At 32.3% G+C, this 26,524-nt stretch carries 20 protein-coding genes; 14 read left to right on the top strand and 6 right to left on the bottom strand.

What is annotated here, in order from left to right; genetic code table 11:
• The first annotated feature begins 17 nt into the window (after window positions 1-17).
• The 5 genes from IPK06_13930 to IPK06_13950 all read left to right on the top strand — a co-directional run bounded on the left by IPK06_13930 (window position 18) and on the right by IPK06_13950 (window position 3,214).
• Window positions 18-443, top strand: coding sequence for a hypothetical protein (locus IPK06_13930; GenBank protein ID MBK7981075.1), 426 nt, complete (start codon window positions 18-20; stop codon window positions 441-443).
• 175 nt (window positions 444-618) lie between these two features.
• Window positions 619-1,332 (top strand): hypothetical protein, encoded by a 714-nt coding sequence (locus IPK06_13935; GenBank protein ID MBK7981076.1) that lies wholly within the window; start codon window positions 619-621, stop codon window positions 1,330-1,332.
• 126 nt (window positions 1,333-1,458) lie between these two features.
• Window positions 1,459-2,019 carry an RNA polymerase sigma factor gene (locus IPK06_13940; GenBank protein ID MBK7981077.1) on the top strand — a complete coding sequence of 187 codons (561 nt, stop codon included), beginning with the start codon at window positions 1,459-1,461 and terminating at the stop codon, window positions 2,017-2,019.
• Window positions 1,991-2,599: a hypothetical protein gene (locus tag IPK06_13945; GenBank protein ID MBK7981078.1), complete on the top strand. Its 609-nt coding sequence runs from the start codon at window positions 1,991-1,993 to the stop codon at window positions 2,597-2,599. The genes IPK06_13940 and IPK06_13945 overlap by 29 nt, the downstream gene beginning before the upstream one ends.
• A 12-nt stretch (window positions 2,600-2,611) precedes the next feature.
• On the top strand, window positions 2,612-3,214 hold the full coding sequence (locus IPK06_13950; protein MBK7981079.1) for a hypothetical protein: 603 nt from the start codon (window positions 2,612-2,614) through the stop codon (window positions 3,212-3,214).
• A 56-nt stretch (window positions 3,215-3,270) separates the two neighbouring features.
• Here IPK06_13950 and IPK06_13955 read toward each other — a convergent pair whose 3' ends face one another.
• From IPK06_13955 to IPK06_13970, 4 genes are read right to left on the bottom strand one after another with little or no spacing between them, the layout of a single operon-like run.
• Window positions 3,271-4,488: a 4-hydroxy-3-methylbut-2-enyl diphosphate reductase gene (locus tag IPK06_13955; protein ID MBK7981080.1), complete on the bottom strand. Its 1,218-nt coding sequence runs from the start codon at window positions 4,486-4,488 to the stop codon at window positions 3,271-3,273.
• Window positions 4,488-5,024, bottom strand: coding sequence for a DUF2911 domain-containing protein (locus tag IPK06_13960; GenBank protein MBK7981081.1), 537 nt, complete (start codon window positions 5,022-5,024; stop codon window positions 4,488-4,490). The genes IPK06_13955 and IPK06_13960 overlap by 1 nt, the downstream gene beginning before the upstream one ends.
• 35 nt (window positions 5,025-5,059) lie before the next feature.
• Window positions 5,060-6,004, bottom strand: coding sequence for a 1-aminocyclopropane-1-carboxylate deaminase/D-cysteine desulfhydrase (locus tag IPK06_13965; protein ID MBK7981082.1), 945 nt, complete (start codon window positions 6,002-6,004; stop codon window positions 5,060-5,062).
• The gene (locus tag IPK06_13970) at window positions 5,991-7,700 is read right to left on the bottom strand and encodes an amidohydrolase (protein ID MBK7981083.1); all 1,710 of its coding nucleotides are present in this window, start codon (window positions 7,698-7,700) and stop codon (window positions 5,991-5,993) included. The genes IPK06_13965 and IPK06_13970 overlap by 14 nt, the downstream gene beginning before the upstream one ends.
• A gap of 95 nt (window positions 7,701-7,795) precedes the next feature.
• On the opposite strand from IPK06_13970, the gene IPK06_13975 reads away from it, so the two are divergent.
• From IPK06_13975 to glgA, 4 genes are all read left to right on the top strand, one after another.
• The gene (locus IPK06_13975; GenBank protein ID MBK7981084.1) at window positions 7,796-8,014 is read left to right on the top strand and encodes a hypothetical protein; all 219 of its coding nucleotides are present in this window, start codon (window positions 7,796-7,798) and stop codon (window positions 8,012-8,014) included.
• A gap of 8 nt (window positions 8,015-8,022) precedes the next feature.
• Complete coding sequence (locus tag IPK06_13980; protein MBK7981085.1) at window positions 8,023-10,080, top strand: acetate--CoA ligase family protein; 2,058 nt, start codon at window positions 8,023-8,025, stop codon at window positions 10,078-10,080.
• 227 nt (window positions 10,081-10,307) lie between these two features.
• Window positions 10,308-10,475: a DUF1016 family protein gene (locus IPK06_13985; protein MBK7981086.1), complete on the top strand. Its 168-nt coding sequence runs from the start codon at window positions 10,308-10,310 to the stop codon at window positions 10,473-10,475.
• Between the two features lie 128 nt (window positions 10,476-10,603).
• The gene (gene glgA / locus IPK06_13990) at window positions 10,604-12,064 is read left to right on the top strand and encodes a glycogen synthase GlgA (GenBank protein MBK7981087.1); all 1,461 of its coding nucleotides are present in this window, start codon (window positions 10,604-10,606) and stop codon (window positions 12,062-12,064) included.
• Between the two features lies 1 nt (window position 12,065).
• Here glgA and IPK06_13995 read toward each other — a convergent pair whose 3' ends face one another.
• A complete protein-coding gene (locus IPK06_13995; GenBank protein ID MBK7981088.1) occupies window positions 12,066-14,525 on the bottom strand; it encodes a glycoside hydrolase family 9 protein in 2,460 nt (819 codons plus the stop codon).
• A 162-nt stretch (window positions 14,526-14,687) separates the two neighbouring features.
• Here IPK06_13995 and IPK06_14000 point away from each other — a divergent pair, with 162 nt between their 5' ends.
• The 3 genes from IPK06_14000 to IPK06_14010 are packed head-to-tail and all read left to right on the top strand — an operon-like array spanning window position 14,688 to window position 18,848.
• Complete coding sequence (locus tag IPK06_14000; GenBank protein ID MBK7981089.1) at window positions 14,688-16,805, top strand: M3 family metallopeptidase; 2,118 nt, start codon at window positions 14,688-14,690, stop codon at window positions 16,803-16,805.
• Window positions 16,806-16,811: 6 nt separating this feature from the next.
• Entirely contained in the window at window positions 16,812-18,188 is a 1,377-nt protein-coding gene (locus IPK06_14005) for a hypothetical protein (protein ID MBK7981090.1), read from the top strand.
• A 3-nt stretch (window positions 18,189-18,191) separates the two neighbouring features.
• On the top strand, window positions 18,192-18,848 hold the full coding sequence (locus IPK06_14010) for a TrkA family potassium uptake protein (GenBank protein MBK7981091.1): 657 nt from the start codon (window positions 18,192-18,194) through the stop codon (window positions 18,846-18,848).
• A gap of 67 nt (window positions 18,849-18,915) precedes the next feature.
• On the opposite strand, the gene IPK06_14015 is transcribed toward IPK06_14010, so the two are convergent.
• On the bottom strand, window positions 18,916-21,690 hold the full coding sequence (locus IPK06_14015; GenBank protein MBK7981092.1) for a family 78 glycoside hydrolase catalytic domain: 2,775 nt from the start codon (window positions 21,688-21,690) through the stop codon (window positions 18,916-18,918).
• Between the two features lie 210 nt (window positions 21,691-21,900).
• Between IPK06_14015 and IPK06_14020 the strand changes: the two genes are divergently transcribed.
• Window positions 21,901-24,207 (top strand): GH92 family glycosyl hydrolase, encoded by a 2,307-nt coding sequence (locus IPK06_14020; GenBank protein ID MBK7981093.1) that lies wholly within the window; start codon window positions 21,901-21,903, stop codon window positions 24,205-24,207.
• 6 nt (window positions 24,208-24,213) lie between these two features.
• Window positions 24,214-26,457, top strand: a complete 2,244-nt coding sequence (locus tag IPK06_14025; protein MBK7981094.1) for a GH92 family glycosyl hydrolase — start codon at window positions 24,214-24,216, stop codon at window positions 26,455-26,457.
• Window positions 26,458-26,524: the final 67 nt, after the last annotated feature.

Here is a 26,524-nt window from a genome sequence, read left to right on the forward strand (position 1 = left end):
AAATTTTTGCTGAAATCATGAAAATAAAGAAAGTATTTTTAAGTGTTTTATTACTTGGCATTTCCTCAATAATCTCTGTTGCCCAAGATAACCCGACCCAAGATTCAACAAAAATCAATTCCGAATTCAAACTGAGATTAAATGACAATTCTATGTATATCTCACCGTTACGTTCATTTCAAATACCCGAGTTTGAAGATCCGTATACTCAATTAATTTTACCGGATTTATATGAACAAAATCCCCAAACAGAAGCGGTTTCTTTAATGCAGTTAAGGAATAATATAAATCAAAGTATGCAGGTTTACCATCAAGGAATGATAAAAAATGATCTTGGAGTTGTTGGTAAAATTCTTGGGTATACAAATGCCGCCGCCGCTATTGGTCTAGCGGCATATCATGTTTATAAGTATAAAGAACATTACGGATTTAAGAAAAAGTAACTTTAAAGAACTTACATAATTTTTATAGATTTCTTTTCATGTCCATTTTATAAAACAGTAACTATATTAAATTAGACAAATCCATCTCATCTTAATTAATTTCAAATCAAATTCAATTATTTTTTTGGCACTTTTATTGAACTTTCAGTTGATACTAAATTTTTAACGGTGACCTATGAAAACTTCAAAACTACTAATTTTTACAACTATCCTTTTACTTGGATTAACAAATTGCTCATCAACTTATTATTCGCTTTTTCCGGATGAAGAATCAAAATTTGAAATGGGAAGAAAGATAATTGAAAAAGAAGATAGTGTGGCTTATTCATCTTTAACTTTTGAGGAAAGTACTGATCGTGAATACATTTTGGATCTTTATGTATTTAACAAAAGCGGTGAAAAAATTACAGTTGATCCGAAATTGGCTTATTTTAAGGTCTATAATGAAGACAGAAAACCAATAAACAAAGAAAATTATTTCGCGCTCGATCCGGAAAACCAAATAAGTAAAATAAATTCGGATATAAAAAATCGCGAAACAGATCATAATGTCGCTACAGGACTTAATATCGCGTTTTCGCTTTTAAGTACAATTGTAGATTTAGCAGATGATGATGATAACGACGTTGAAGAAGTTGCGGGAAATGTAGCGGTATTTGCGGATAATCAAATAAACGAAGAAATTTCTTACAGTAATGATACCGAATATCTTGAAAGCAGAAAAGATTTTTGGAAAAATGATGTTCTAAGAATAACCGATCTTGATTCAGAAGAATCGGTACAAGGTACTTTACTTATTCCAATTTTTAATTTCGCCAAATATGTAAAATTATTTATTCCTATCGGAAATACGACTCACATTTATAAATTTAAGCAAGAAGAAAAATAATAACTTTCAATTAGCCCCAACTTTAAAATGCCTAATTACTTTTAATTAGGTATTTTAAAAAACTCAAATCATTATACAATTAATTTCCTTTTCTTTCGTTTACATTACTAGAAAGATGAAAATTTTATGCTTGAAAATGAACTTTTAGAAAAGTGTTCAAATGGTGACGGAATTGCCTTTAAGCGGTTGATAAATATCTATAGAATTCAACTGTTCGGTTATTTGTGGCGGTTCAGCAGTTCAAGATTCGAAGCTGAAGAAATGTTTCAGGAAACTTTAATAAAAGTTTGGAAAGGATTTAAAAAGTATGATCATCGGCAGAAATTTTCATCATGGCTTTTTACAATTGCGCACAATGTAGCAATGGATCAATTAAGGAAAAGGAAAACAGATACTGCCGCAATATCAATACAAGAAAATCTAGAAATAGAGAATGATAAAAGACCGGATGAAGAGTTAATAAATAAAGAAAAAATTGAAATTATTAATCGAACGGTGGAAAATTTACCGGAAAAACAAAAATCGGTTTTTTTACTTAGACAACATGGAGAGTTAACTTTTAAGGATATAGCGGAAATATTGAATGAACCGTTGAATACTGTTATTAGTCATATGCATTATGCGGTAAAAAAAATTAAAAAACAATTGGCGTACGAAAATGAATCTCAGCGAAGATCAGTTATATAAAGATTTTGAAAAAGAAGTTTGGTTATATCTTGATAACCAGCTTGATGAAAAACGAAAATTATTTTGGGATAATAAAATTGAAAAATATCCTTTGCTGAAAGAATATATTGATGAATATACAGCAATCTCAAATGAATATAAATCCAAAAATTTAATTGATATTGACGATGAAAGATTCAATTTAATGATAGATAACGCGGTTGAAAAAAGATCAGTTATTGCAAAAATTAAAGATTTCATCCTAAATAATTTTAACACAGAAACAAAAATCAGCTTTGGTAAAATCGCGTTCGCAAGTTTCTTAATTATTGCGTCAATAATCATTTCAATAATTTCAAATAAACCAAACCCGATAAATAAATTAAATAAAACTATAAACAGCGAATTGCTTGAATGGAACCCGAAATATTTTGAAAAGCAAATTAACAAAGTTGAAACAATGCTTAAATTAACAAAAGACGACGATTATAAAAAATATTCCAAGTATGGACTAACATCAGAAAATGTTGATAAAAACTTGAATTACATTGGAAACAATATTGACGAACTTAAAAAAGAAATTAACAGTAAGGAATTATAAACGAGGTATAATATGAATAATAACAAATTTAAATATTTATTTTTTGCGGCAGTTTTTTTTATTTCCGTTAATTTATCGGCGCAGGAAAAACCAATTGCACCGGTACCGCCGGAAGCTGCAACTTTTGATTTCGATTTTCAAGATTTTAATAACTTGAGTGATAAAGAAGAACAAGAAATTTTGAAAAATGTTAAAGAGGAAATAAAAAGAGAATTAAAGCAAATTAAAAGTGTTAATAAAAACAGATATTATGATTTGTTGAGAGAATCACAATTTAAAAATATGGAATTCCCATTTGTAAGTAAACTTGAAAAAGATGCAAGAGAAAGAGAAAAAAAAATATTTGAGTTGGAAGTTAAAACAGAATCGCTCGCGGCAAAATATGACGCTGCAAATAAAGCTGAAAAGGAAAAAATTAAAAGCGAGCTTAAACAACAGTTATCAGATCTTTTCAATCAAAAAGAAGAGGTAAGAAAACAAGATGTTGCCCGGCTTGAACAAGAACTAAAGGAATTAAAACAGTCGCTGCAAGTAAGAATGCAGAACAAAAACGAAATTATAAATAGAAGAATGCAGGAACTTTTAAATGAAGATGAATATTTAGATTGGGAATGATTTTCAAAAATTTAAAAATTAAAAAGACTCAATAAAAATTGAGTCTTTTTTTTTTATTAAAGCTGAGCGAAAATTTTCTCTTCCGGATTTTCAATATTATAAAAACTTAGTAGTTTTAACATAACGGCTTCAACAACGGAATCAGGACAAGAAGCGCCGCTTGTAATAATTATCTTTACAGACTCTTTATTAGGTAGATAATTTTCACTAGAGACTTCTGTTTTTGTTGAATATTCAAAATGATTGATTGAATTTTTAGAAATTAATTTTGATTGATCCGAAATGAAATATGTTACAAATTTTTCTTCCAAAAGCTCAACAATATGCGAAGTATTTGAACTATTGTAACCGCCTACAACAATTGCAAGATCAACATTTTCTTTTAATAAATCAATTGTCGCCGGCTGATTATCATTTGTAGCATAACAAAGTGTATCTCTAGTATCGGCAAAGTGGGCATCAATGTTTTTGTTTCCATATTTCTTAATCATCGTTTCTTTTAGGCAATCGGCAATATCCTGTGTTTCCGAAGCGAGCATTGTTGTTTGGTTTACTACGCCGATTTGCTTTAGATCTTTTTCCACATCAAATCCTTCGGAATATTTCCCGGCGAAATATTTGTAAAATTCATTTTTATCAATTTCACCCAAAATAATTTTTGAAAGGATTTTTGTTTCGTCAATATTTCTTATTATCACACTTGGCGTATTGGCTTTTGCGTGAGAAAAAGTCGCTTTTGTTTCTTCGTGTTTTGCTTTTCCGTGAATTATAACTGTATAATTTTCTTTACCAAGATGATAGGATTTTTTCCATACTTTTTCTACAAACGGACAGGTAGTGTTATATTTTAATGCGTCTATTTTTCTTTTTCGCAAAATTTCTTCGGTTTCCAGGGTAGTTCCGAAAGCTGGAATAATCACAATGTCATTTTCAAAAATTTCTTCCCACGCAATAATTTGATTTCCGTATGTATCTAAAATAAATTCAATACCGTTTGCCTGCAAATCCGCGTTTACACCGGGGTTGTGAATCATTTCACTTAAAAGAAAAATTCTTTTACCGGGGTTTTCTTCCAATGTTTTATACGCAATTTCAATCGCGTTCTCAACGCCGTAGCAAAATCCGAAGTGGCGCGCTAAGTAAATTTGAATATTGCCGAAATTTAAAACAGTTGGAGTAAAATCTTTTTTATAATGATCTTTGTTTTTTCTCAGTTCTTTAATTTTTTGAATGATAGAACTTTTATAATAAATCGGAATTTCGAAATTCTTCATTATTTTTTTATTTCCGTATTTATTTCAAATGAAACTTTGATCTTCTCCCATTCTATATTTACTTCTGTAATATAAGGCGCCTTGTAATCAAAATTGAATTGAAGTCTTTCCATAAAACTGTTTTGTTTCGGTGTAACTTTAAATCTGTAAAGATCTTCTTTTTGGTTGTACTTAAAAGCTCCCCATTGATCATAAACTTTGTTAAGAATTATGGTCCATTCTTTTTCGGTTGGAATAGTAAATAGCGAATAAATTCCGGCAGGGATTTTTTTATTCTTAATTATTACGTCTTTTTCAAATTCAATAGTAGTAGCTTCATCGGCGCCGGTTCTCCATACTTTATTATATGGAACCAACTCTCCCCAAATTTTACGATTCTTAACTCCCGGAGAACCATATTTAACTTCAACATTTGTATAGCCGATTGTTTGTCCAACATAGCTTCTCGGACTTAATCTTGGAGGATTATTCTGCGCTAAAATTATTAGTGAAAAAAATATTAGTAATAAGGCAATTGATTTATAGAATAATTTCATAGCTTGTTCTCGATTTAAATTAATATTAAAAATTATTATACAAAGGTATTCATTTTTTTTGACATTCCTGTTTTACCCTGCATACCGCCGGTATGCAATGCAACAATTGTTGAATTTTCGGGAATCTCATTATTTTCAATTAATGATCTAACGGCAAACAGCATTTTTGCAATATATATCGGTTCAATTTTAATTTGATTTAATGTTTCAAACTCACGCATAAATCTGAATAAAGTCAAGTCAATTTTAGCATAACCGCCAAAGTGATAATCAAGTTTTAATTCCCAGTTATTAAAATTTTTTCCCGTAAAATTATAAACATAACCTTCAATTTCATTTTTTAAAAAATCGGCGCCTTTTAAAACCGGAACACCCAAAACTTTTTTATTACCGTTTAATCCGCAGATCAAACCGGATAAAGTTCCACCGGTTCCGCACGCGGAAACCACATAGTCAAAATCTATATCTATATTATTAACAATTTCAGTGCAGCCTTTAATTGCCAAATTATTTGTTCCGCCTTCAGGAACTAAATAAAAATTACCAAATTTATTATTTAATTCTTCAATGAAATCTTTTTCCCTTTTCTTTCTGTACTCACTTCTGCTTACATATTCAATTTGCATTCCATATCCTTTTGCCTCTGAAAGCGTATAGTTCAAAGGCAGAGTTTCTTCGCCTCTTATAACTCCAATTGTATTGAAGCCGAACATTTTTCCAGCGCCAGAAAACGCGTGAATATGATTTGAATAAGCGCCGCCGAATGAAAGCAAAGTTTTATATCCGTTTTCCTTTGCGTAGATTAAGTTATATTTTAATTTCCGCCATTTGTTTCCGGATATCACCGGATGAGTTAAATCCTCTCGCTTTAAAAATACATTTACTTTTTTATTTAGATTCGGGAATTCAATTTTCTGTAAAACGGTCGCGTTTTCCGCAATATTTTTTTCGATTATTTCATAAATGTCATTTTCTTTCATATAAAATTTTACCGCCGACAATAGTGTAAATAATTTCTGTATTTAAAATTTCTTCATCAGAAATGTTTAATAAATCTTTTGATAAAACGGTAATATCTGCGAGCTTTCCTTTTTCCAAACTTCCTTTAATATTTTCTTCAAAGGCGGCATAAGCTCCATTAATTGTGTAAGAACGTAAGGCTTCAGCTCTGCTCATTTTTTGATTTCCATAGAATACACTTCCGTCATTTGTTTTTCTTGTAACAGTCGCGTAAAAATTCTTAATGGGATTTAACTTCTCAACTGGCGAATCTGTTCCATTACAAATTATTGCTCCGCTTTTTATTAACGATTTCCAGACATAAGCGCCGGACTCCGCACGGCTTTTACCTAATCTTTTTTCAACAAACGGCGCGTCGGATGTGCAGTGAATTCCCTGCATCGCGGCAATTACGCCGAGTTTATTAAAACGGGGAATATCATTTGGATCAATATGCTGAGCGTGTTCTATTCTCCATCTATAATCTTTATCGGAATTTTCCTTAAAAATCTGATCATAAATATCTAAAGTAATTCTATTTGCTTTATCGCCAATCGCATGCGTACAAATTTGAAAATCATTATTTACAGCAAGCTTACAAATTAATTTTATTTCATTCAGATCGGTAGTGTTTAAACCGCTTTGATTCGGCATATCGGAATATGGTTCAATCAGCCAAGCTCCGCGAGAACCAAGCGCGCCGTCCATATATAATTTTATTGATCTAACGGTTAAATGATTATTTCCGTAACCAATTGTAAAATATTTTCGTAATGAATCTTTTAACGCATTATAATTTTCACCAAGCATAACATATAGACGTATATCAATTTCATTATTTTCAACCATGTTTTTTATAATGCTTAGACTTTCAAAATTTTCTCCGGCATCATGAAATGTCGTAATTCCATTTTTCAAACATTCATCATTCGCTAATTTTATCGCCTTTCTAATTTGGTTGTTTACTTCTTTGCGGGATTTCTTATTTATGTCTTCATTGAACTTTTTTGTAATTAATTTTTCGGCATCTTCCAAAAATATTCCCGTGGGCAAACCATTTTTGTCTTTTATTATTTTTCCGCCTTTCGGGTTTTGTGTAACATTTGTTATACCGCAAATTTCCATTGCTTTTGCGTTCGCGAAAATTGCGTGTCCGCTCGCGTGAGAAAATATTATTGGATTATTTGGAATAGCTTCACTCAGTGTTTTATGCGAAGGAAATCCTTCTACGGCATTTTCTGGAACTTCATTAAATTTTTCCTGATGCCAGCCTCTTCCGAATATCCATTCGCCGCTTTGTGATTTTTCAGCGGCGTTTTTCGCAAGGGTAATTATTTCATCCCAATTTTGAGCAGTTGATAAATCCAGTTCCATCAGCGCTTCGCCTGTTGAAATAAAATGCGCGTGACTTTCAATAAATCCGGGAATCGCGGTTTGTCCTTTTAAATCAATTACTTTTGTTGAATTGCCAATTAAATTTTTGATTTCTTCATTCTTTCCGACGGCTATAATTGAATCGTCGGAAATCGCAATTGCTTGAGTTACAGAATTTGAGGAATCGACAGTGATAATATTTCCGTTAAGCAAAACTAATTCAGCTGGGTTATTATTTCCCGAACAGTTTGTAATTAGGAGTGAGAGGATTACTAACAAAAAATACTTTATAATTCTTTTCATATTTTTCTCAAATTTTAAATAGTAAGATAATCAAAACAAATAATATGCTAAATACAAATACTATTTATAACTTTAAAACATTAAAAGGAGAAATTATGGAATATCAAAGAATAAGCTGCAATTTGTATGATAAACTTGAAAATATTACTGTATCTAAATCTAAAGTTAAAATAAAATATCTTACCGATAATAAATCTTCCGAAGAAATTGAAGGAACTATTGAAAATATTTTTTCGGAAAACTCCGCTGAATACTTAACCATAAACAATTTTAAAATCAGACTTGATAAAATTCAATCAATCATAAATTTGTAGAAAATTTAATGGATCCCAAAATCAAAAATTTCTTTTACCCCAAATCAATTTGTATTGCCGGAGCTTCATCAAAAGAAAAAAATATTGGTTATGAAATTCTTCGATCAATAAAAGAATTTAATTTTACGGGAAAAGTCTTTCCGGTAAATCCCAAATCAGAAAATATTTTAGGATTTAAATGCTTTAAATCAATTACAGAAATCCCGGAGAAAATAGATCTCGCAATTATTGTAGTTCCCAAACAATTTGTGGAAAATTCAATTGATGAATTAATTCGGAAAAATGTTAAATCAATAATTTTAATTACAGCGGGTTTTAAGGAAACCGGTGAAGAAGGAAAAATTAGAGAAGATGCAATTCTGAAAAAAGTAAAAGATAATGATATTAGATTGATTGGTCCAAACTGCATGGGAATAATCAATTCTTTAGAAAGCATAAGATTAAACGCCACGTTTGTAGCTGAAAAACCTGAAAACGGAAGTACTGCGTTTCTTTCGCAAAGCGGCGCGCTTGGCGCGGCTGTTTTAAATTCATTACGAGTAACAAATATTAAGTTTGCGCATTTTATTAGTGTCGGCAACAAAGCTGATATTTCAGAAAATGATATTCTTCAATTCTGGTTGGATGATAATAACATAAAAGTTATTACAATGTATTTGGAAAGTTTTGAAAACGGTTTGGAATTTTTAAATATCATAAATTCCTCGGAAAATAAAAAACCGATAATAATTATAAAAGCAGGTAAAACAAATTCCGGAATGAAAGCCGCAAGTTCACACACCGGAGCGTTAAGCAGTAATGATAAAATTGTCGATTCATTATTAAATCAGTTTGGAATCATAAGAACAAATGATCTAAATGAATTATTCAATACCGCAAAAGGATTTGAAAATTTTCCGATTCCAAAAGGAAGAAATATAGCGGTAGTAACAAATGCCGGCGGACCCGCAATTTTGGCAGTTGATAAAATTGAAGAGGAAAATTTAAATCTTGCGCAAATTTCCGAAATCACAAAAAGTAAATTAAAAGAAATAGTTCATCCGGAAGGAAGTATAAATAATCCAATTGATCTTTTGCCCGGTGCTACTTCTGATATTTATAAAAAAGTAAATGAAATAATTTTACATGATGAAAACGTTGACGCGGTAATATCAATATTTGTAGAACCAGTTATGGTAAACGCATTTGATGTAATTGAATCGGTAAATTCCATAATATCAGACAAACCGATTTACCAAGTCTGCATGCCGTTGCCGGAATTTTGGGAAAAGTATAAATCAGAATCAAAATATAGATTGCCTATTTTTAGGAAGCCAGAAGATCCCGCGGAAATAATCTCAAATATTTTATTATTTGAAGAAAAGAAAAAAAATAAAATTAATTTTATATGGGAAAGAAATAATTTCAAAAATAATTCGATTAAAAAGAGATTTATCGATCAAAATCAAACTTTTGAACTTTGCAGAAAATATGATATTCCAATTGCTGAACAAATATTATTATCAGAAATAGAAATACAAAACATAGAAATTAATTTTCCAATAGTTGTAAAAGGCATATCGGATAAGGCAATTCACAAATCGGAATTAAATGCGGTAAAACTAAATATTAAAAATTATGGTGAATTGAAAACAGCGGCCGATGAAATAAAATCATCTTTTATGATTAATAATTTAGAAGTGCAAAAATTTTTAATTCAGCCTTATATTAAATCAAAGCATGAAATTTTAGTCGGAGGATTTAGAGATAATTCGTTCGGACCAATAATAATGTTTGGACTTGGCGGAAAGTATGTCGAGGTTTTTGAAGATACTCAAATTAGGTCAGCATATTTAACAAATAATGATTTATCGGAAATAGTTGAGAAAACAAAAATAGGTAAAATTCTAAAAGGTGTTAGAGGTGAAAATAGCATTGATCTTGAAAAGCTGAAAAACATAATTTCTTCATCTGCAAAAATGCTAATTGAAAATGAAAATATTATCGAGTTCGATCTTAATCCAATAATTGTAGATGAACGAAACAATTTATTTGCCGTTGACGCGAGAATTGCTTGTATGGATTAAATAAATTATCAAAGTAATTTACTTGTGATACAAAATCCATGAGTGAAAATTTTTTCGACAAATGAATATAAATCTTTCATTATTATAAAAGACATAATTCGTTCGGCTCAGTATGAAGCTTTAAAATAATGCTTACAAGGAACAGATAAATCTGAATTAGGATATTGGTAAAATGATAGTTGAGCGGCAGGAAAAGCATAGCTTAGGTAAATCTATAGTACGAAAATCTGTCAATTGGAATAATAATTTGTAAACAAAGGAAAAGAGTAATTATCGATTGTGCTTTGAAAGACAGCAGCCAGCCGATCGGCATTTTCGAGTACAAAATTACAAACCGGCTTCCACAAGATTTAAAGGAATATTTGCCGTCTACTATTGAAATATGGATAAACTAAAAGGACTTGACATATTATAACTGAAACAAAAAATATTTTATATAATTGTAAATTTCAAACTTTGTGAAATTTTAGTTTTTCTAAGATTTCAAATCGTTATTTTTGCATAAATCAAAATAAGAAAAACTATGAAAATTGCATTTGCGTCAAGCGAGATAATTCCGTTTGCGAAAACCGGCGGACTTGGAGAAGTAAGCGGAACGTTGCCAATTGAATTAGCAAAATTAGGGCATGAAGTAAAAGTGTTTATGCCGAAATATTATCAGGTGAATGAGCATGAATATGGTCATCACTATGATAGTTTGATAGGTGAAATGAAAATTTCAACCGGAGGTTATGAGCATAAAGTTCATGTTTTTTACGGTAAACTTCCTCATTCAAATGTTGACGCGTATTTTGTGCATTATCCTAACTTTTTCCACAGAAGTAAAATTTATACAGAAGATTGGGATGAAGATGAAAGATTCATTTTATTCTCAAAAGCCGTAATTCAAATAATGCAGAAACTCGGCTGGTCGCCCGATATTGTTCACGCAAATGATTGGCAGACCGGATTACTTCCCGTATTGTTAAGAGAAAATTATAGTTGGGATAGTTTGTTTCACAAAACAAAAACAGTTTTTACAATTCATAATATTGGTTATCAGGGAAGGTTTTCTTTGGAATCATACAAACGTGCCGGAATTCCGCCGATTCTGTATGAAAACAATGGAATTTTAGTCCACGAAAATGATTCGAACTTTTTAAAAGCCGCAATTTTATATTCGGATGTAATAAACACCGTTAGCGAAACTTACGCAAAGGAATTACTTACTCCGGAATACGGAGCCGGAATGTATAATTATCTTCTGCAAAGATATAATGATTATTACGGAATTTTAAATGGTGTTGATTATGAAGTTTGGAATCCCGAGGTAGATAGATATATTCCTCATAAGTATTCAATGAACGATTTGAGCGGAAAAATTAAAAACAAAGAATTTTTGTTAAATAAATTAGGTATGCCGTTTAGTGAAAATGTCCCTTTAATGGGAATTGTATCAAGATTGGTTTCGCAGAAAGGCGTTGATATAATTGTAGAAGCGCTTCCGCAATTGCTTTCTCTTGACGCGCAAATTGTAATTCTTGGAACCGGTACAAAACATTATGAAGATATTTTCAGAGACGCGATTCAATATTATCCTCACAAAATCGGCGCATATTTTGGCTACAGTGAAGAAGCCGCACATCAAATAGAAGCAAGCGCGGATATTTTCCTAATGCCTTCACAATATGAACCGTGCGGATTGAATCAAATTTATTCGTTAAAATACGGCACTGTTCCCGTTGTTAGAAAAACAGGTGGACTTGCGGATACGGTTCAAGATTGGAATGAATATAACGAATACGGACAGCCTATTGGCAACGGATTTTCATTTTATGAATACTCTGCAAACGCGTTTCTGCACGCGGTAAAAAGAGCAATAAATGATTTTCACAATAAACCGGTTTGGCATCAAATTCAAATGAACGGAATGATCAAGGATTATTCATGGGAGTCATCCGCAAAGAAATATGTTGAATTATATAAGCGGGCGTTGGCAAAATAAATTACTCAATTAATTTGAACGAATAACCTTTTCCCTTAAGCGTTTCTATCAATTCATTCATCTTGAAATAAAATTTATCCGTTCTTGATGGATGTGTTCCAATGTGAAATAATAAAATTGCTCCGTTTAAACCGCTTGCTGATTTTTTTTCAAAATCCAGAATCTTATTAAATATTTGTTCGCTTGATAAATATTTATCATTCATATCGGGAGTTGTATAATCCGCATTTGAAAATGTACCCGGGGTAAAATTAATTAATTTAAGTCCAAGTTCATTTGTCCACTTGCTTATTTGGGAATTGTACCATTCGTAAGGCGGTAAAAACAATTTTGAATTATCTTTAGTTATGCCAAATTTTTCCATTTCAGAATAATTATTTTTTAAGTCGGAAATAAATTCATCTTTTGTAACTAATAAAGAATCTCTGTTTTGCCAATCCGCGTATAACAAATGCTTATCGGAATGAGCGCCGATATAATTTCCATTTTGTTTTAAATTTGATATCAGATTTGCGTTTTGCGGATCTCTGAAAAAATCTCCGGTAAAAAAGAAATGCGCATTTACAGAATTTTCATATAGTAAATTTGAAATAAAATTTCCGCCGTCATTATAATCTCCGCCGGTAAAAACCAAATAAATATTTTTCTTAGATGTATCTAATCTAATTATTCCGCCTTCGTCATAAGTATTATTTTTTAACTCATCTGAATTTTCCATTGATGACAAATAATAAGCCAAACTCGCGGTTCCGTCCATTGTAGGTTCGTTTGTTGAATAATCACCGTAATCGTCATGGTAAACAACTAAGTCTGATTGAAATTCGGAATACTCATCTTCGGAATATAATTTTAATCCACGCAGCTTATTAAATATTGAAGAGTAAACGGGACCATCAACCAAACCGCCGTCAATTTTAAAATTAAAAGCTGCTGTAAAAGCCGAATGAGGATCAATTGGAAAATCAGAATGTTCCGGAAAACCAACAATCATACTTGTTCCCCATGGATTGCATCCGAATAACCAATCTCTCAAGGAAGCTTCCATTTCATCAAATGTATTATCACCCGTTAATTCATTATAAAGCCTAATTTGAGTTAATATAGCGGCAACCAAATTATTTGAACACCAGATGAAGGGAACTCCAAAAAAGTATGGATTGGAAATTCCCTTTTTATAAACTTTTTCAATTCCTTTTTTCATATAATTGATGAAATTATTTCTTGAAACGCTGTCTTGCAATTCAGCATTAAGGAAATGGCCTAAATTAACAAACGGATACCATTGATAATGTCTTGCGGTATCGGCTCCCATCCAAGGTGTAATCTGCTCAATTTCACCCCAATATTTTGCTTCGTTCAGGTAATTATTATCATTAAACGATTTTGCCAATTGAACCGCCGCCAATTCCATATCATCCGTGTAATTATCTTCTTCATAAAAGTAAGGAGAAACATTTGAGGCTGTTTGACAAACACCGAGATCGGTTTTTGCAAAGCTAAAAGCTTCTGCCGATTTTTGTCTTATTTTCTTTGAAAATTCAGGGTAATAATTTTTTAACAGATCCGAACCAAGCGCAAACGCGTAAGCAAATTTTGCGGCTGTAGAAGAAACACCGGTAGTTCTGTTTTTGTAATTTGCCAAACCTTGAGATTTTCCCGTTACAAAATAAACAGGTCTTTCCAATCCCTTTCCGTAACTTACGGAATCCAAAGTCGGTAAAGTAAATTTCCTATGATCTCTATCATCCGCAATTTGGTTATACATTATTCCTCTTTCGGGATTCATTTTATCTAACCAATACAAGCCCCATTTTGCTTCATCCAAAATATCTGGAATTCCATTTTTTCCCGGATCGCCGTTCTTGTCAAAGAAATCACCAAATACATTAGGATTTTGCTGATATGCAAATAACATTTGATATATTGCGTTTGCGGAAGTAGTAACGTATTGAAGATAATCCGACGCATCATGCCAGCCGCCGGTTACGTTAATATGTATTGAATCAAAACCCGGACGATCGACAATAAATCCATCATGAACATGGCAAGAATCTTTTAAGAATGGATTGTATCCGCATCTTTGCTGTCTCATATATTTCAATATAAAATCCGCCGAACCGCTGTAAATGCTTTCATCAATAACAAAAGCGGGAGAAATAACATCTTTAACTTTTATGAAATATTTACCCGAAGTTCGAAAATCACTAAAATATAATCTGAAATTTTTCTTAAACGACGAATATGTTCCAAATTCCTTAAACTGTTTTCCGGTATAAACAGTTTTATTTGAAATCGCATCTATAATTTCGAATTCATCTATTTTTATCTCAATTTTAGACGATAAAACGGCAATTTTTGTCGAGTTTGGTTTATAGCCAAGTTGATTTATTCTAATCCAGCTTTGCGAATATGCGCTTGTTAAACAAATAAAAAATATTAAAATTGATTGGATTCTTTTCATATCTGAATACATTTTATTACTGAAAATTTAATTGTGATGTTATCTTATGATCTAAAATTATTGAATGACTTTCTTGTAACTTAATAATCCCTCAGAAATTTATTGATTATTTCTTAATTTAATTACATTAAAAAAAATAATTTAACATTTTCTGGAGCAAAAATGCTTTTTGGGAGAATTATGGTCTTAATTGGCTCTTTACTTTTAATTACAGCTTGCGGTCAAAATACAAATACGGAAAAGGAAGAAAATCCCTTGTTGAGCGAATGGCAAACTCCTTTTGAAACTCCTCCATTTGATAAAATTAAAAACGAACATTATTTGCCGGCTTATAAAGAAGCTTTGAAGATTCATGAAGAAGAAATACAGAAAATTATAAATAATTCAGAAGCACCCAATTTTGAAAACACAATAGTAGCATTGGATAATTCCGGTGAATTGCTGAAAAGAGTAAATAAAGTTTTCTCAGCGATGGAAGGCTCAATGAACGATGAGAAAATTCAAGCAATATCCAATGAGATTGCCCCCATTTTAACCCAGCATGAAGACAATATTAATCTTAACGAAAAATTATTTGAAAGAGTAAAAGAAGTTTACGGCAATAAAGAAAACTTTAACTTGAATACAGAACAATTAAAATTGTTGGAGCTGTATTATAAAGATTTTATCCGCGGCGGAGCGAATCTTGATGAAAAGCAAAAAGCCGAATTTAGAAAAGTAAATGAAGAATTGGCTTTATTAAACCTTAAATATGGTGAGAACGTTTTAAAAGAAACAAATAAGTTTGAACTTATCATTGATAATGAAAAAGATTTGGAAGGATTGCCGGAAAGCGTAATTTCTGCAGCGGCAGAAACCGCAAAAGAAAAAGGTATGGATGATAAATGGATTTTCACAATTCAAAAACCAAGCATGATACCATTTCTTCAATATTCAAAAAATAGAAATTTGAGAGAAAAAATTTACAAAGCATATTTTATGCAGGGCGATAACAACGATTCGCTTGATAATAAAAATTTAATTACAAAAATTGTTAAATTAAGATTGCAGCGCGCCAATATTCTTGGATATAAAAATCATGCGGAATATGTGCTCGAAGAACAAATGGCAAAAAATCCCGCAAATGTTTACGAACTGCTAAATAAACTTTGGAAACCCGCGCTTAAAAGAGCTTCAGCAGAAAGAGATGAAATGCAAAAATTAATTTATGCCGAAGGAAATAAATTTAAATTGGAATCGTGGGATTGGTGGTACTACGCCGAAAAAGTCAAAAAAGCAAAATATGATTTGGATGAAGAACAGCTGCGCCCTTATTTTCAAGTAGAAAATGTTATTAACGGAGTTTTCGGATTGGCAACAAAGTTATGGGGAATTCAATTCGTGGAAAGAAATGATATTGCCAAATATCATCCCGAGGTGAAAGTTTTTGAAGTTAAGGAAAATGACGGAAAGCATATTGGTATTTTATATACAGATTATTATCCAAGAGCAAGCAAGCGTGGCGGCGCGTGGATGGATGAATTCCGAAGACAACATAAAATAAACGGAAAAATGATAACACCTTTAATTTATAACGTAGGAAATTTTTCAAAACCTACCGCGGATAAACCGGCGCTTTTAAGTTTGGATGAAGTAAATACACTGTTTCATGAATTTGGACACGCGCTTCACGGTTTGCTATCAAACTGCACATATGAATCTGTTGCCGCAACAGAAACGCCGAGAGATTTTGTTGAATTTCCATCGCAGGTTATGGAAAACTGGGCATTGCATCCTGATGTTTTAAAAACTTACGCAAAACACTATAAAACCGGCGAAGTAATTCCAGATGAATTAGTTAAAAAATTGGAAAATGCTAAATTATTCAATCAAGGATTTGAAACCGTAGAATATTTAGCGGCTTCATTTTTAGATATGGACTGGCATACAATTTCAGAAGATGTAAATATTAATGTAGATCAGTTTGAAAAAGAATCAATGGGTAAAATTGGATTAATAAACGAGATTATTCCTCGATATAGAAGTACATATTTCAGACATATATTTTCCGGAGATTATTCATCCGGATATTACAGCTACATTTGGTCGGCGGTATTGGATTCGGATGCATTTGACGCGTTTGAAAAGACCGGTAATGTTTTTGATCCGGAACTTGCGAAAAAATATCGTCAATTTATTTTATCAGCCGGCGGATCGGATGATTCAATGGTATTGTACAGAAAGTTCAGAGGCTCTGATCCATCAATTGAACCTTTGCTAATTAAAAGAGGTTTGAATTAAAATTTTATGCTGAAATTTGCTGATTTATATGATAGATTTACCCATAAGTTCAGTCCACAGGCATTTTTAGTATTTTCATTTTTTGCTGTAATTATGACTGGGGCAATTCTTTTGATGCAGCCTTTTTCATTAAGAGGTCATGAAATTTCATTTATTGATTCTCTTTTTACGGCTACTTCGGCTACTTGCGTTACCGGATTGACTGTTGTTGATACCGCAACCAAATTTTCACTTATTGGAAAAATTATTCTCTTAGCATTAATGCAATTAGGCGGAATTGGAGTTATGTCATTTTCCGTACTTTTTCTTTTTTTTCTTAAAGGAAAATTCGGCATTGGCAGCAGGGAAATTATTCAAGAGACAATTTCATTCTTTAATACGCAGGACCTTAAATCATTATTAAAATCGGTTTTCATCTACACAATAGTTATAGAGTCTATCGGGGCAATTTTACTTACTGCAAGATTTTGTTTTTATTTTTCGTTTTGGGACGCTCTTTTTGCCGGAATTTTTCATTCAATTTCCGCTTTTTGCAATGCCGGATTCAGCAATTTTGCAACAAACTTGGTTAATTTTCAAACGGATTATTATATCAATATTATTGTTTCTATTCTAATATTTTTGGGAGGTATTGGATTCATTGTTCTATATGAACTGAAACAGTCATTTGCAAAAAAGAATGGATTGAGAAAATTATCATTGCACACAAAGGTTGTTCTGCAAGTTTCTGTATTTTTAATTTTTATTGGTGCAATTTTAATTTTTGTTTTTGATAATAACGTTGCGTTAAAAGGTATGGATCTGCAAACTAAAATTATAGCATCAATATTTCACTCGGTTTCCTCAAGAACCGCAGGTTTTAATACAATTGATATATATAATTTATCAATGCCTTCAATTTTTACGATTATTACTTTAATGTTTATTGGAGCTTCTCCGGCTTCAACCGGGGGCGGAGTTAAAACTACAACGGTTGCCGTAATAATCGCTTTCATTCGTTCCAGAGTAAAAGATTCACGAAATGTTAATTTGAAATATACAACGCTGCCTTTTCAAGTTATTTCAAAAACAGTTATAATTTTGGCATTTGCTATAACAATAATTGTAATTTCTTCCTTTATACTCACAATTACAGAAATGGAGCACATTCCTTTCAATTCTAATAGTGATGAATTCATGCAATTATTTTTTGAAACTGTTTCAGCTTTCGGTACAGTAGGTTTATCAACGGGAATAACAGCGGCTTTGTCAGTATATGGAAAAATTGTTTTGGTAATTTTAATGTTTGCCGGCAGAGTCGGACCATTAACAATGGCATCGCTTGTCGGTTCTAAAGAAATAGTAGATATCAGATATGCAGAAGATAATATTTTAGTAGGGTAAAAAATGAAAAACATAGCAATAATTGGATTGAGCAGTTTTGGTTATTATTTATGTGAAGCGCTCAACGAACACGGGTTCAATCTTATGGCAATTGATATTAAGCCTGATTTGGTAAACCAAGTAAAACCATTTGTAAGAAAAGCTGTAATTGGAGACGCACGTGATAAAAATTTTTTAATTCAGCTTGGCATTGCTGATTTTGATACTGTAATTATTTCCGTTGGAAGCAAAATGGATACAAGCATTTTAATTACTTTATACATGAAGGAATTAAAAATAAGCGAAATTATTGCAAAAGCAATTAATGAAGATCATGCAAAAATTTTGGAAAGAATTGGCGCAACAAGAATTATTTTTCCGGAAAGAGATATGGGAATTAGAATGGCGCACACAATTGCGTCTCCTAATTTTTTGGAATTTATTCCGCTAACCGAAGGATTTAGCTTGATAGAAGTAAGTCCGACTAGAGATTGGATTGGTAAAAAATTAAAAGATATTGATATAAGAAGAAAATATAAAGTACAAATTTCGATGGTGAGAGAAATCATTCCGCCAAGAGTCGTTATTCCGGATGGAGAATTCGTTTTAAAGGACAGCGATATTCTCTACATAATTGGCGATAACGAAAGTATTAACGCGCTTCAGGAAGATATAACGTAAAAAATATCTTTGAAAATGTTAATGTGAAATATTATTTCAATTCATTAACATTTTCAAATAGTATTATTTATTTAAAGTTTTTTATTTCAAAAGAATATTTACCTGATCCGATTTTTAAAACCGTTTTTCCATTCGAAGTTGTTATAGAATTAATTTCTTTAACATTTTTAATTTTATTTCCATTTTCTAATATGTTATCCGCAATATTGGTTGGGAGAAAAACATCTGCTGTTGTGTTTGCGGGAATTTCGACATCGAAATAAAATACATTGTTTTCAACTTTCCATGCTGTTGAAATTTTTCCCATAATTGAATTGTAATCTGCTTTGGCAAAACTCAATTCCTTTGGCACATTAGGATTTATAATAATATTTTTATAACCGGGATTTTTAGGATCAAAATCAATTCCCGCAATAAAGCTATAAATCCATTTTCCTACTGCTCCATATGCATAATGATTAAAAGAATTCATTCCTTCACTTTGGAATGATCCGTCTCGTTTTATTCCATCCCATCTTTCCCAAATTGTTGTTGCGCCTTTTGTTACGGGGTATAACCAAGAAGGATAATTTTTATTGAACAATAGCATATAAGCTAAATCTTCATAACCAAAATCAGTAAGTATTTTTGTTAGTCGTGAAGCGCCCAAAAAACCGGTTGTAATATGTTCAAACTTATCAACGTCATCGGCTAATCTTTTTGCAGCAACCGCTCGTTGATTTTCAGGTACTAAATCAAAATCCAAAGCTAGTACATAAGCGGTTTGAGTGTTTGATGCAACTCTGCCGGTTTGTGTAATAAATTCTTTTTGAAAAGCGTTTTTAATATTTTTCATTAATTCCAAATATTTTTCAGCGTCTTTATCTTTACCTAAAACAACCGCGATTTTTTGAAGCAAAGAGACTGAATGATAAAAATAAGCGGTTCCAATAAGATCTTTATCTGTTGTCGCACCGGGATAATCTGAATTGTTTGTCGCGAAGGCAAGCCAATCTCCAAAACCAACCGATTTATTCCAGAGATATTCATTGCCGCTTAAATTTTGTAAATAGTCAATCCATTTTTTCATTGATTCATATTGTGCTTCTAAAATTCTTGTATCACCGTAATTTTCGTAGATAGTCCAAGGAATAATAACTGCGGCATCAGCCCAGCCGGCGGCACCGCCGTCATCGCCCAATATGTTAGGTAATACATGAGGAATTCTGCCGTCGCTTAATTGATCGACAGAAAAATCTTTCATCCATTTTGTGTAAAATGAAGCTGCGTCCATATTGAAACATGCTGTTGGAGCAAAGACCTGCGCGTCGCCTGTCCAGCCGAGTCTTTCATCTCTTTGAGGACAGTCGGTTGGAACATCGACAAAATTTCCGCGTAATCCCCATTGAATATTTTTCTGAAGCTGGTTAATTAAAGGATCGGAACATTCAAAATTTCCTGCCGGCGTCATATCCGAATGGATTACTTTACCCGTTATGTTTTCTAAATTTATTTCACCTTTAAAATTAGTTACGGCTACATATCTAAATCCCTGGAATGTAAAATGAGGTTCAAAAGTTTCTTTCTTCCCGCCTTTGAAAGTATATTCAACTTGCTGTTTTGCACGTCGCAAATTATCTAAATAAATATTTCCTTGTTGATCCAAAACTTCTGCATGCCTGAGTATGATTTTTTCTCCTTCTTTTCCCAATAAGGAAAAGTGTATCCAGCCAACCATATTTTGACCCATATCGAAAACCAAATCACCATTTGGCGCAATAAATTTATTGATGGGTTTTATAGTAACGGTATTTTTAACTTCAGGTCCTTCAGACGCAATTAATATATTTTGGGGATATTGTTTCTCTATTGTTCCGTTCCAATTTTTATCGTTGTAATTGATTTCATCCCATCCAGATTTTTCCAAACGCGCATCATAGATTTCACCATCGTAAATTCCCGACATTAAAATTGGACCGGTGGAAGATTTCCAGCTATAATCCGACTTAACTATTTCCGATGTTCCATCTTCATATTCAATATTAATTTGAAGTAAAAGACCAAGCTTTTCACCGTAGTTATTTCTTTTCATATCCCATTTTAATGGACCGCGATACCAGCCGTCAGCCAATATAACACCAATCGCGTTTTTACCCGAGTTTATTTTTTCAGTTATATCGTATACTTGATATTGCAACCGGTAATTATAACTTGTCCAACCTGGAGTAAACAGCTGATCCGAAACTTTTTTGCCATTTAAATGAAATTCATAAAGTCCATGACTTGTTACATATGCCCGAGCGAATTTCACTTTTTTACTATTATTAAATTCTTTTCTTAAATAAGGAGAAGGATTATATTCGGAAGTATTTTCGTTTAAATCCGGTTCAATCCAAATTGCCTGCCAGTCTGAAGGATTTAATAATCCCATTTCCCAAAATGCAGGTTTACTCCAATCAGATTCGCTGCCATCATTTCCCCATATTTTAACTTGCCAATAAACTCGTTGTTTTGACTTTAGTTCTTTCCCATTATAAATGATCTGGTTAGAATTGCCCGACTTAATTTTTCCGCTGTCCCAAATCAAATTTTTACTATTATGTAAATCATTTAAAGTCTCAGAAACCTTAATTTGGTATGAGCTTTGCATAAAATTTCTTGCGGAAGAAATTATTTCCCAGCTTAATCTCGGTTGTAAAGTGCCTATTCCTAAAGGATTGCTTTTATATTCTACTCTAAGATTTTGTACATCCGGTTGATTGCCAGCAAATGATTTGATTGGCAAAGTACCAATAATTAAGAAGCTTAAAACAATAATTGCGGTATGGAAAATTTTGAAAGAAAAAGTTCTAAACTTTTGCATAATGTTTCCTAATATTAATAAGTGAGTTTAGTTATTAAAATAAGCGAAAGCAATTGTATTTATCTTGTAAAATAAAAAAAAGAGATAATAATTTTAAAATTATCATCATATAGTTAAAATAATTATTTTATTTATTAATTGGACATTAATATATTTTTCAATTTGCTATGTTTACAATTATAATTCAGCTTTAAATTGAACGGAGAAAAAATGAAGAGAATGCTTTTACTGTTTTTTATACTAACTAATTTTGCTATTACGGGCGGAATTAAAGATGATACAAAAATTAAAAAAGAATATGCCGATCTTGTAAATCCTTTAGTCGGAACCGATTCGGAGCATAAACTTTCTACAGGTAATACATATCCGGCAATTGCGCTTCCTTGGGGAATGAATTTTTGGACACCGCAAACCGGAAAAATGGGTGACGGCTGGCAATATACTTATGACGCATATAAAATTGTTGGATTCAAACAAACTCATCAACCTTCTCCGTGGATAAATGATTACGGCGCCTTTTCAATAATGCCAGTTACCGGTAAATTAAAAATAAACGAAGAAGAAAGAGCCTCGTGGTACACTCACAAAAGAGAAATAGCCAAACCTTATTATTATCAAACATATCTTGGAGATTATAACGTCTGGGTTGAAATTACACCAACAGAAAGATCGGCACAATTTAATATAAAATATCCTAAAGAAGATAACTCATATTTGCTTATAGATGCGTTTCACGAAGGTTCATATGTGAAAATATTTCCGAAGGAAAAAAAAGTAGTTGGTTATTGCAGAAATAATAGCGACGGAGTTCCGGAAAATTTTCACAACTATTTTGTAATATACTTTGATAAAGAAATTGATTCCGCATTTACGTGGAATGATTCTAAGATACAGAAAAATAAATTAGAAGATTCCGGTGATCATGTTGGAGCTGTATTGAAATTTAAAACATCGGAAAACGAAATCGTAAATTTTAAAATTGCATCATCATTTATAAGTTATGAACAAGCAGAATTAAATCTTAAACGCGAAATAGGAAATGATTCTTTTGAACAAACATGTGCTAAAGCTAAAGATGTTTGGAATGAAGGTTTAGGAAAAATTGAAATTGAGGGCGGAACCGAAGACCAAATAAAAACATTTTATACAGCGCTTTATAGAACTATGCTTTTTCCGCGTGGTTTTTATGAATACGATAAAAATAATAACGTTGTGCATTACAGTCCTTATAACGGTAAAGTATTGCCGGGTTATATGTTTACCGATGCCGGATTTTGGGATGTTTTTCGAGCGGCATTTCCGCTTATTACAATTATGCATCCCAGCTTAAGTAAAAATATTATGGAAGGCTTAGTTAATACTTACAAAGAAAGCGGCTGGCTTCCGGAATGGGCAAGTCCTGGTCACAGAAACTGCATGATAGGTTCAAACTCGGCATCAATTATCGCGGATGCTTATTTAAAAGGAATTAGGGGATATGATATAAATACTCTTTATGAAGCAATTTTAAAAAATACAGCTTCTGAAGGACCTATGGCATCAGTTGGACGACTGGGTGCAGAATATTACAATTCACTAGGATACATTCCCTACGATGTTCATATAAATGAAAATGCCGCAAGAACTCTGGAATATAGCTACGATGATTTTACAATATTGAAATTAGCCGAAGAATTGAATAGACCCAAGAATGAAATTGAACTATTTACAAAACGAGCTCAAAATTATAAAAACATTTTTGATACCTCCACGAATTTTATGAGAGGAAGAAACAAGGATGGAAATTTTCAATCTCCGTTTAGACCCGATAAATGGGGAGACGCATTTACCGAAGGCTGTGCATGGCATTATACATGGTCCGTATTTCATGATCCTCAAGGATTGATCGATTTAATGGGAGGAAATAAAAAGTTTATCGAAAAGTTGGATTCTGTTTTTTCGGCGCCTCCAACATTTGATTATTCTTATTATAGTTCGCAAATTCATGAAATTACAGAAATGGTGATTGCGGGTATGGGACAATATGCACACGGAAATCAACCGATTCAGCATGTTATTTATTTATATAATTATGCCGGAGAACCATGGAAAGCTCAAGAACATGTTAGAGAAACAATGGACTTATTATATAATCCGTTCCCGGATGGACTTTGCGGTGATGAAGATAACGGACAAACTTCGGCTTGGTATGTTATGTCGGCTGCCGGATTTTATTCTGTTTGCCCCGGAACAAATCAATATGTATTAGGCTCGCCGTTATTCAATAAAGTTACTTTGCATTTGGAAAATGGAAATAAATTTGTTGTTTCGGCAGAAAATAATTCAAAAGAAAAAATTTACGTGAAAAACGCAAAATTGAATGAAATGGATTATTCAAAAAACTTTATTACTCATGATCAAATTATGAAAGGCGGAAATTTAAATTTTGAAATGAGCGAAACGCCGAACTTAAAAAGAGGAATTAATAAAGAAGATTTTCCATACTCATTTTCAAATGAATTATCTAATAAAAAATAAAGAACTATGAAAAAATATAATTTATTCAACTACTCTATTTTAATAATTCTTAGTGTTATAAATTCTTGCACAACTCAGGATATTACGCAATTTGTTGATCCAAACATAGGCAGTGTGGCGACATTGTTAACAACAAAAGTGCCGACCGTTCACAGACCGAACTCAATGGTTAGAGTATTTCCAATAACTAAACCAAGGCTGAACGATCGCTATTTGAGCGATAAAATATATGGATTTGCGGTTAATATGCCCGCTTATAGAAACGGATATGTTACGGAGCTTATGCCTACAGCGGGAAAACTTATTCTAAATCGAAATGAATACGCTTCCGTTTATGATCATGATCTTGAAGAAGTGCATCCATGGCATCATAAAATTATTTTGGAAGATTATAATATTTCCGCTGATTGGACTACTACAGAACGAACCGCAATATATAGATTTAATTTTGATTCCAATAAAGAGAAGAATATAATTTTTCGTTCAAACCAAAACGCAAAAGCACATTTCCAATTTTTAAGCAAAAATACACTTAGAGGATGGGAAGAATCCAAAGAATCCAAACAGTACTTTTATGCGGAAATAAATTTGCCTTTTGATAATTATGGTCTTTTTGATAAAGATGAAAAAATTATAAATGCGGATTCTGTTACAAATACCGGGATTGGCGCCTTTTTCAATTTTAACAATATCGGCTCAGCTATAGAAATTAGAATTGGCATTTCTTTTATTGATGAGAATCAAGCGAAAGAAAATCTTTATAAAGAAACATCCAATAAAACTTTTGAAGAAATTAAAAATGAAAGTTACAAGATCTGGGAAAATCAATTAAGTAAAATTAAAGTTGAAGGCGGAACCGAAAGACAAAAAAGAATTTTCTATACATCTTTATATAGAAGTATGGAAAGGATGATAAATATTTCTGAATACGGAAGATATTACAGCGGATTCGACAAAAAAATTCATAATGATGAAGGTCGTCCTTTTTACGTTGATGACTGGCTTTGGGATACATATAGAAGTTTACATCCGTTAATGTTAATTCTTAATCCTTCTCAGCAAGCGGATATGATACAATCTTATGTTAGAATGTATGAACAAAGCGGATGGCTGCCGGGATTCCCGCAATTTTCCGGCGAGTTTTCCGCCATGATCGGTTTTCATTCCGCGCCATTATTTTGGGATTCATTCAACAAAGGGATTAGAAATTTTGATATTGAAAAAGCATATGAAGGTTTGATAAAAAACGCTACTAAAGCAACAATGGTTCCGTGGAGAAGCGGATCAATGTGTTCCTTGGATAGTTTTTATGTAAAAAACGGTTGGTTCCCCGCAATAGGTGAAAACGAAATTGAAACAGAACCGCTTGTTGATAATTTTGAGAAACGTCAGGCTGTTTCCGTTACTCTTGAACATTCCTTTGACGATTGGTGTTTGGCACAATTTGCTAAGTCATTGAATAAGAATTCGGATTATGAATATTTCTTAAAGCGTTCGGAAAATTACCTTAACTTATTTAATAAGGAAAACGGATTTTTTGCACCTAAAGATAAAAATGGAAAATGGATCGAACCGTTTGATCCGCAACTGTCCAGCGGTTACGGCGGAAGAATGTATTATACTGAAAATAACGCCTGGACTTGGAACTTTAGCGTTCAGCAAGATATTCCCAAATTAATTGAATTGTTGGGAGGTGAAGATAAATTTGTAAATAGACTAGATGCGTTATTTAATGAAACGCCCAGATCAAAATGGATGTTCATGGGCCAATTTCCCGATGCTACCGGATTAAACGGAATGTTTGTTGCCGGAAACGAACCTTCGATGCACATTCCTTATTTATATAACTATGCAGGAAAAGCTTGGAAAACACAACGCAGAGTTAGAGAAGTTTTTGATATGTGGTTTGACGATAAACCGCTTGGAATTCCCGGCGATGAAGACGGCGGCGGACTTTGCTCGTGGTATGTTTTCTCCGCGATGGGATTTTTTCCGGTTACTCCTGGAAGTGATGAATACGCAATCGGAAGCCCTTTCTTTGAAAATATTGAAATTGAACTGCCCAACGGAAAATCATTTTCAATTATTGCCAAGGATTGTTCAAAGAAAAATAAATATATTCAATCGGCTGAATTGAACGGAAAGGAATTAAATAAAGCATTCTTAAAACATTCGGATATTGTAAATGGCGGCGTATTAAAACTTTATATGGGAGACCGCCCGAATAAAAATTGGGGCAGCGGTAATTGATTTTTTAATATATAAATTTCATGCGGAAAAATTAGTCATCTTGGTTCTAATAAAATTATTGGAGTTA

It is taken from the genome of Ignavibacteriota bacterium, assembly GCA_016713565.1.
Classification (GTDB): domain Bacteria; phylum Bacteroidota; class Ignavibacteria; order Ignavibacteriales; family Melioribacteraceae.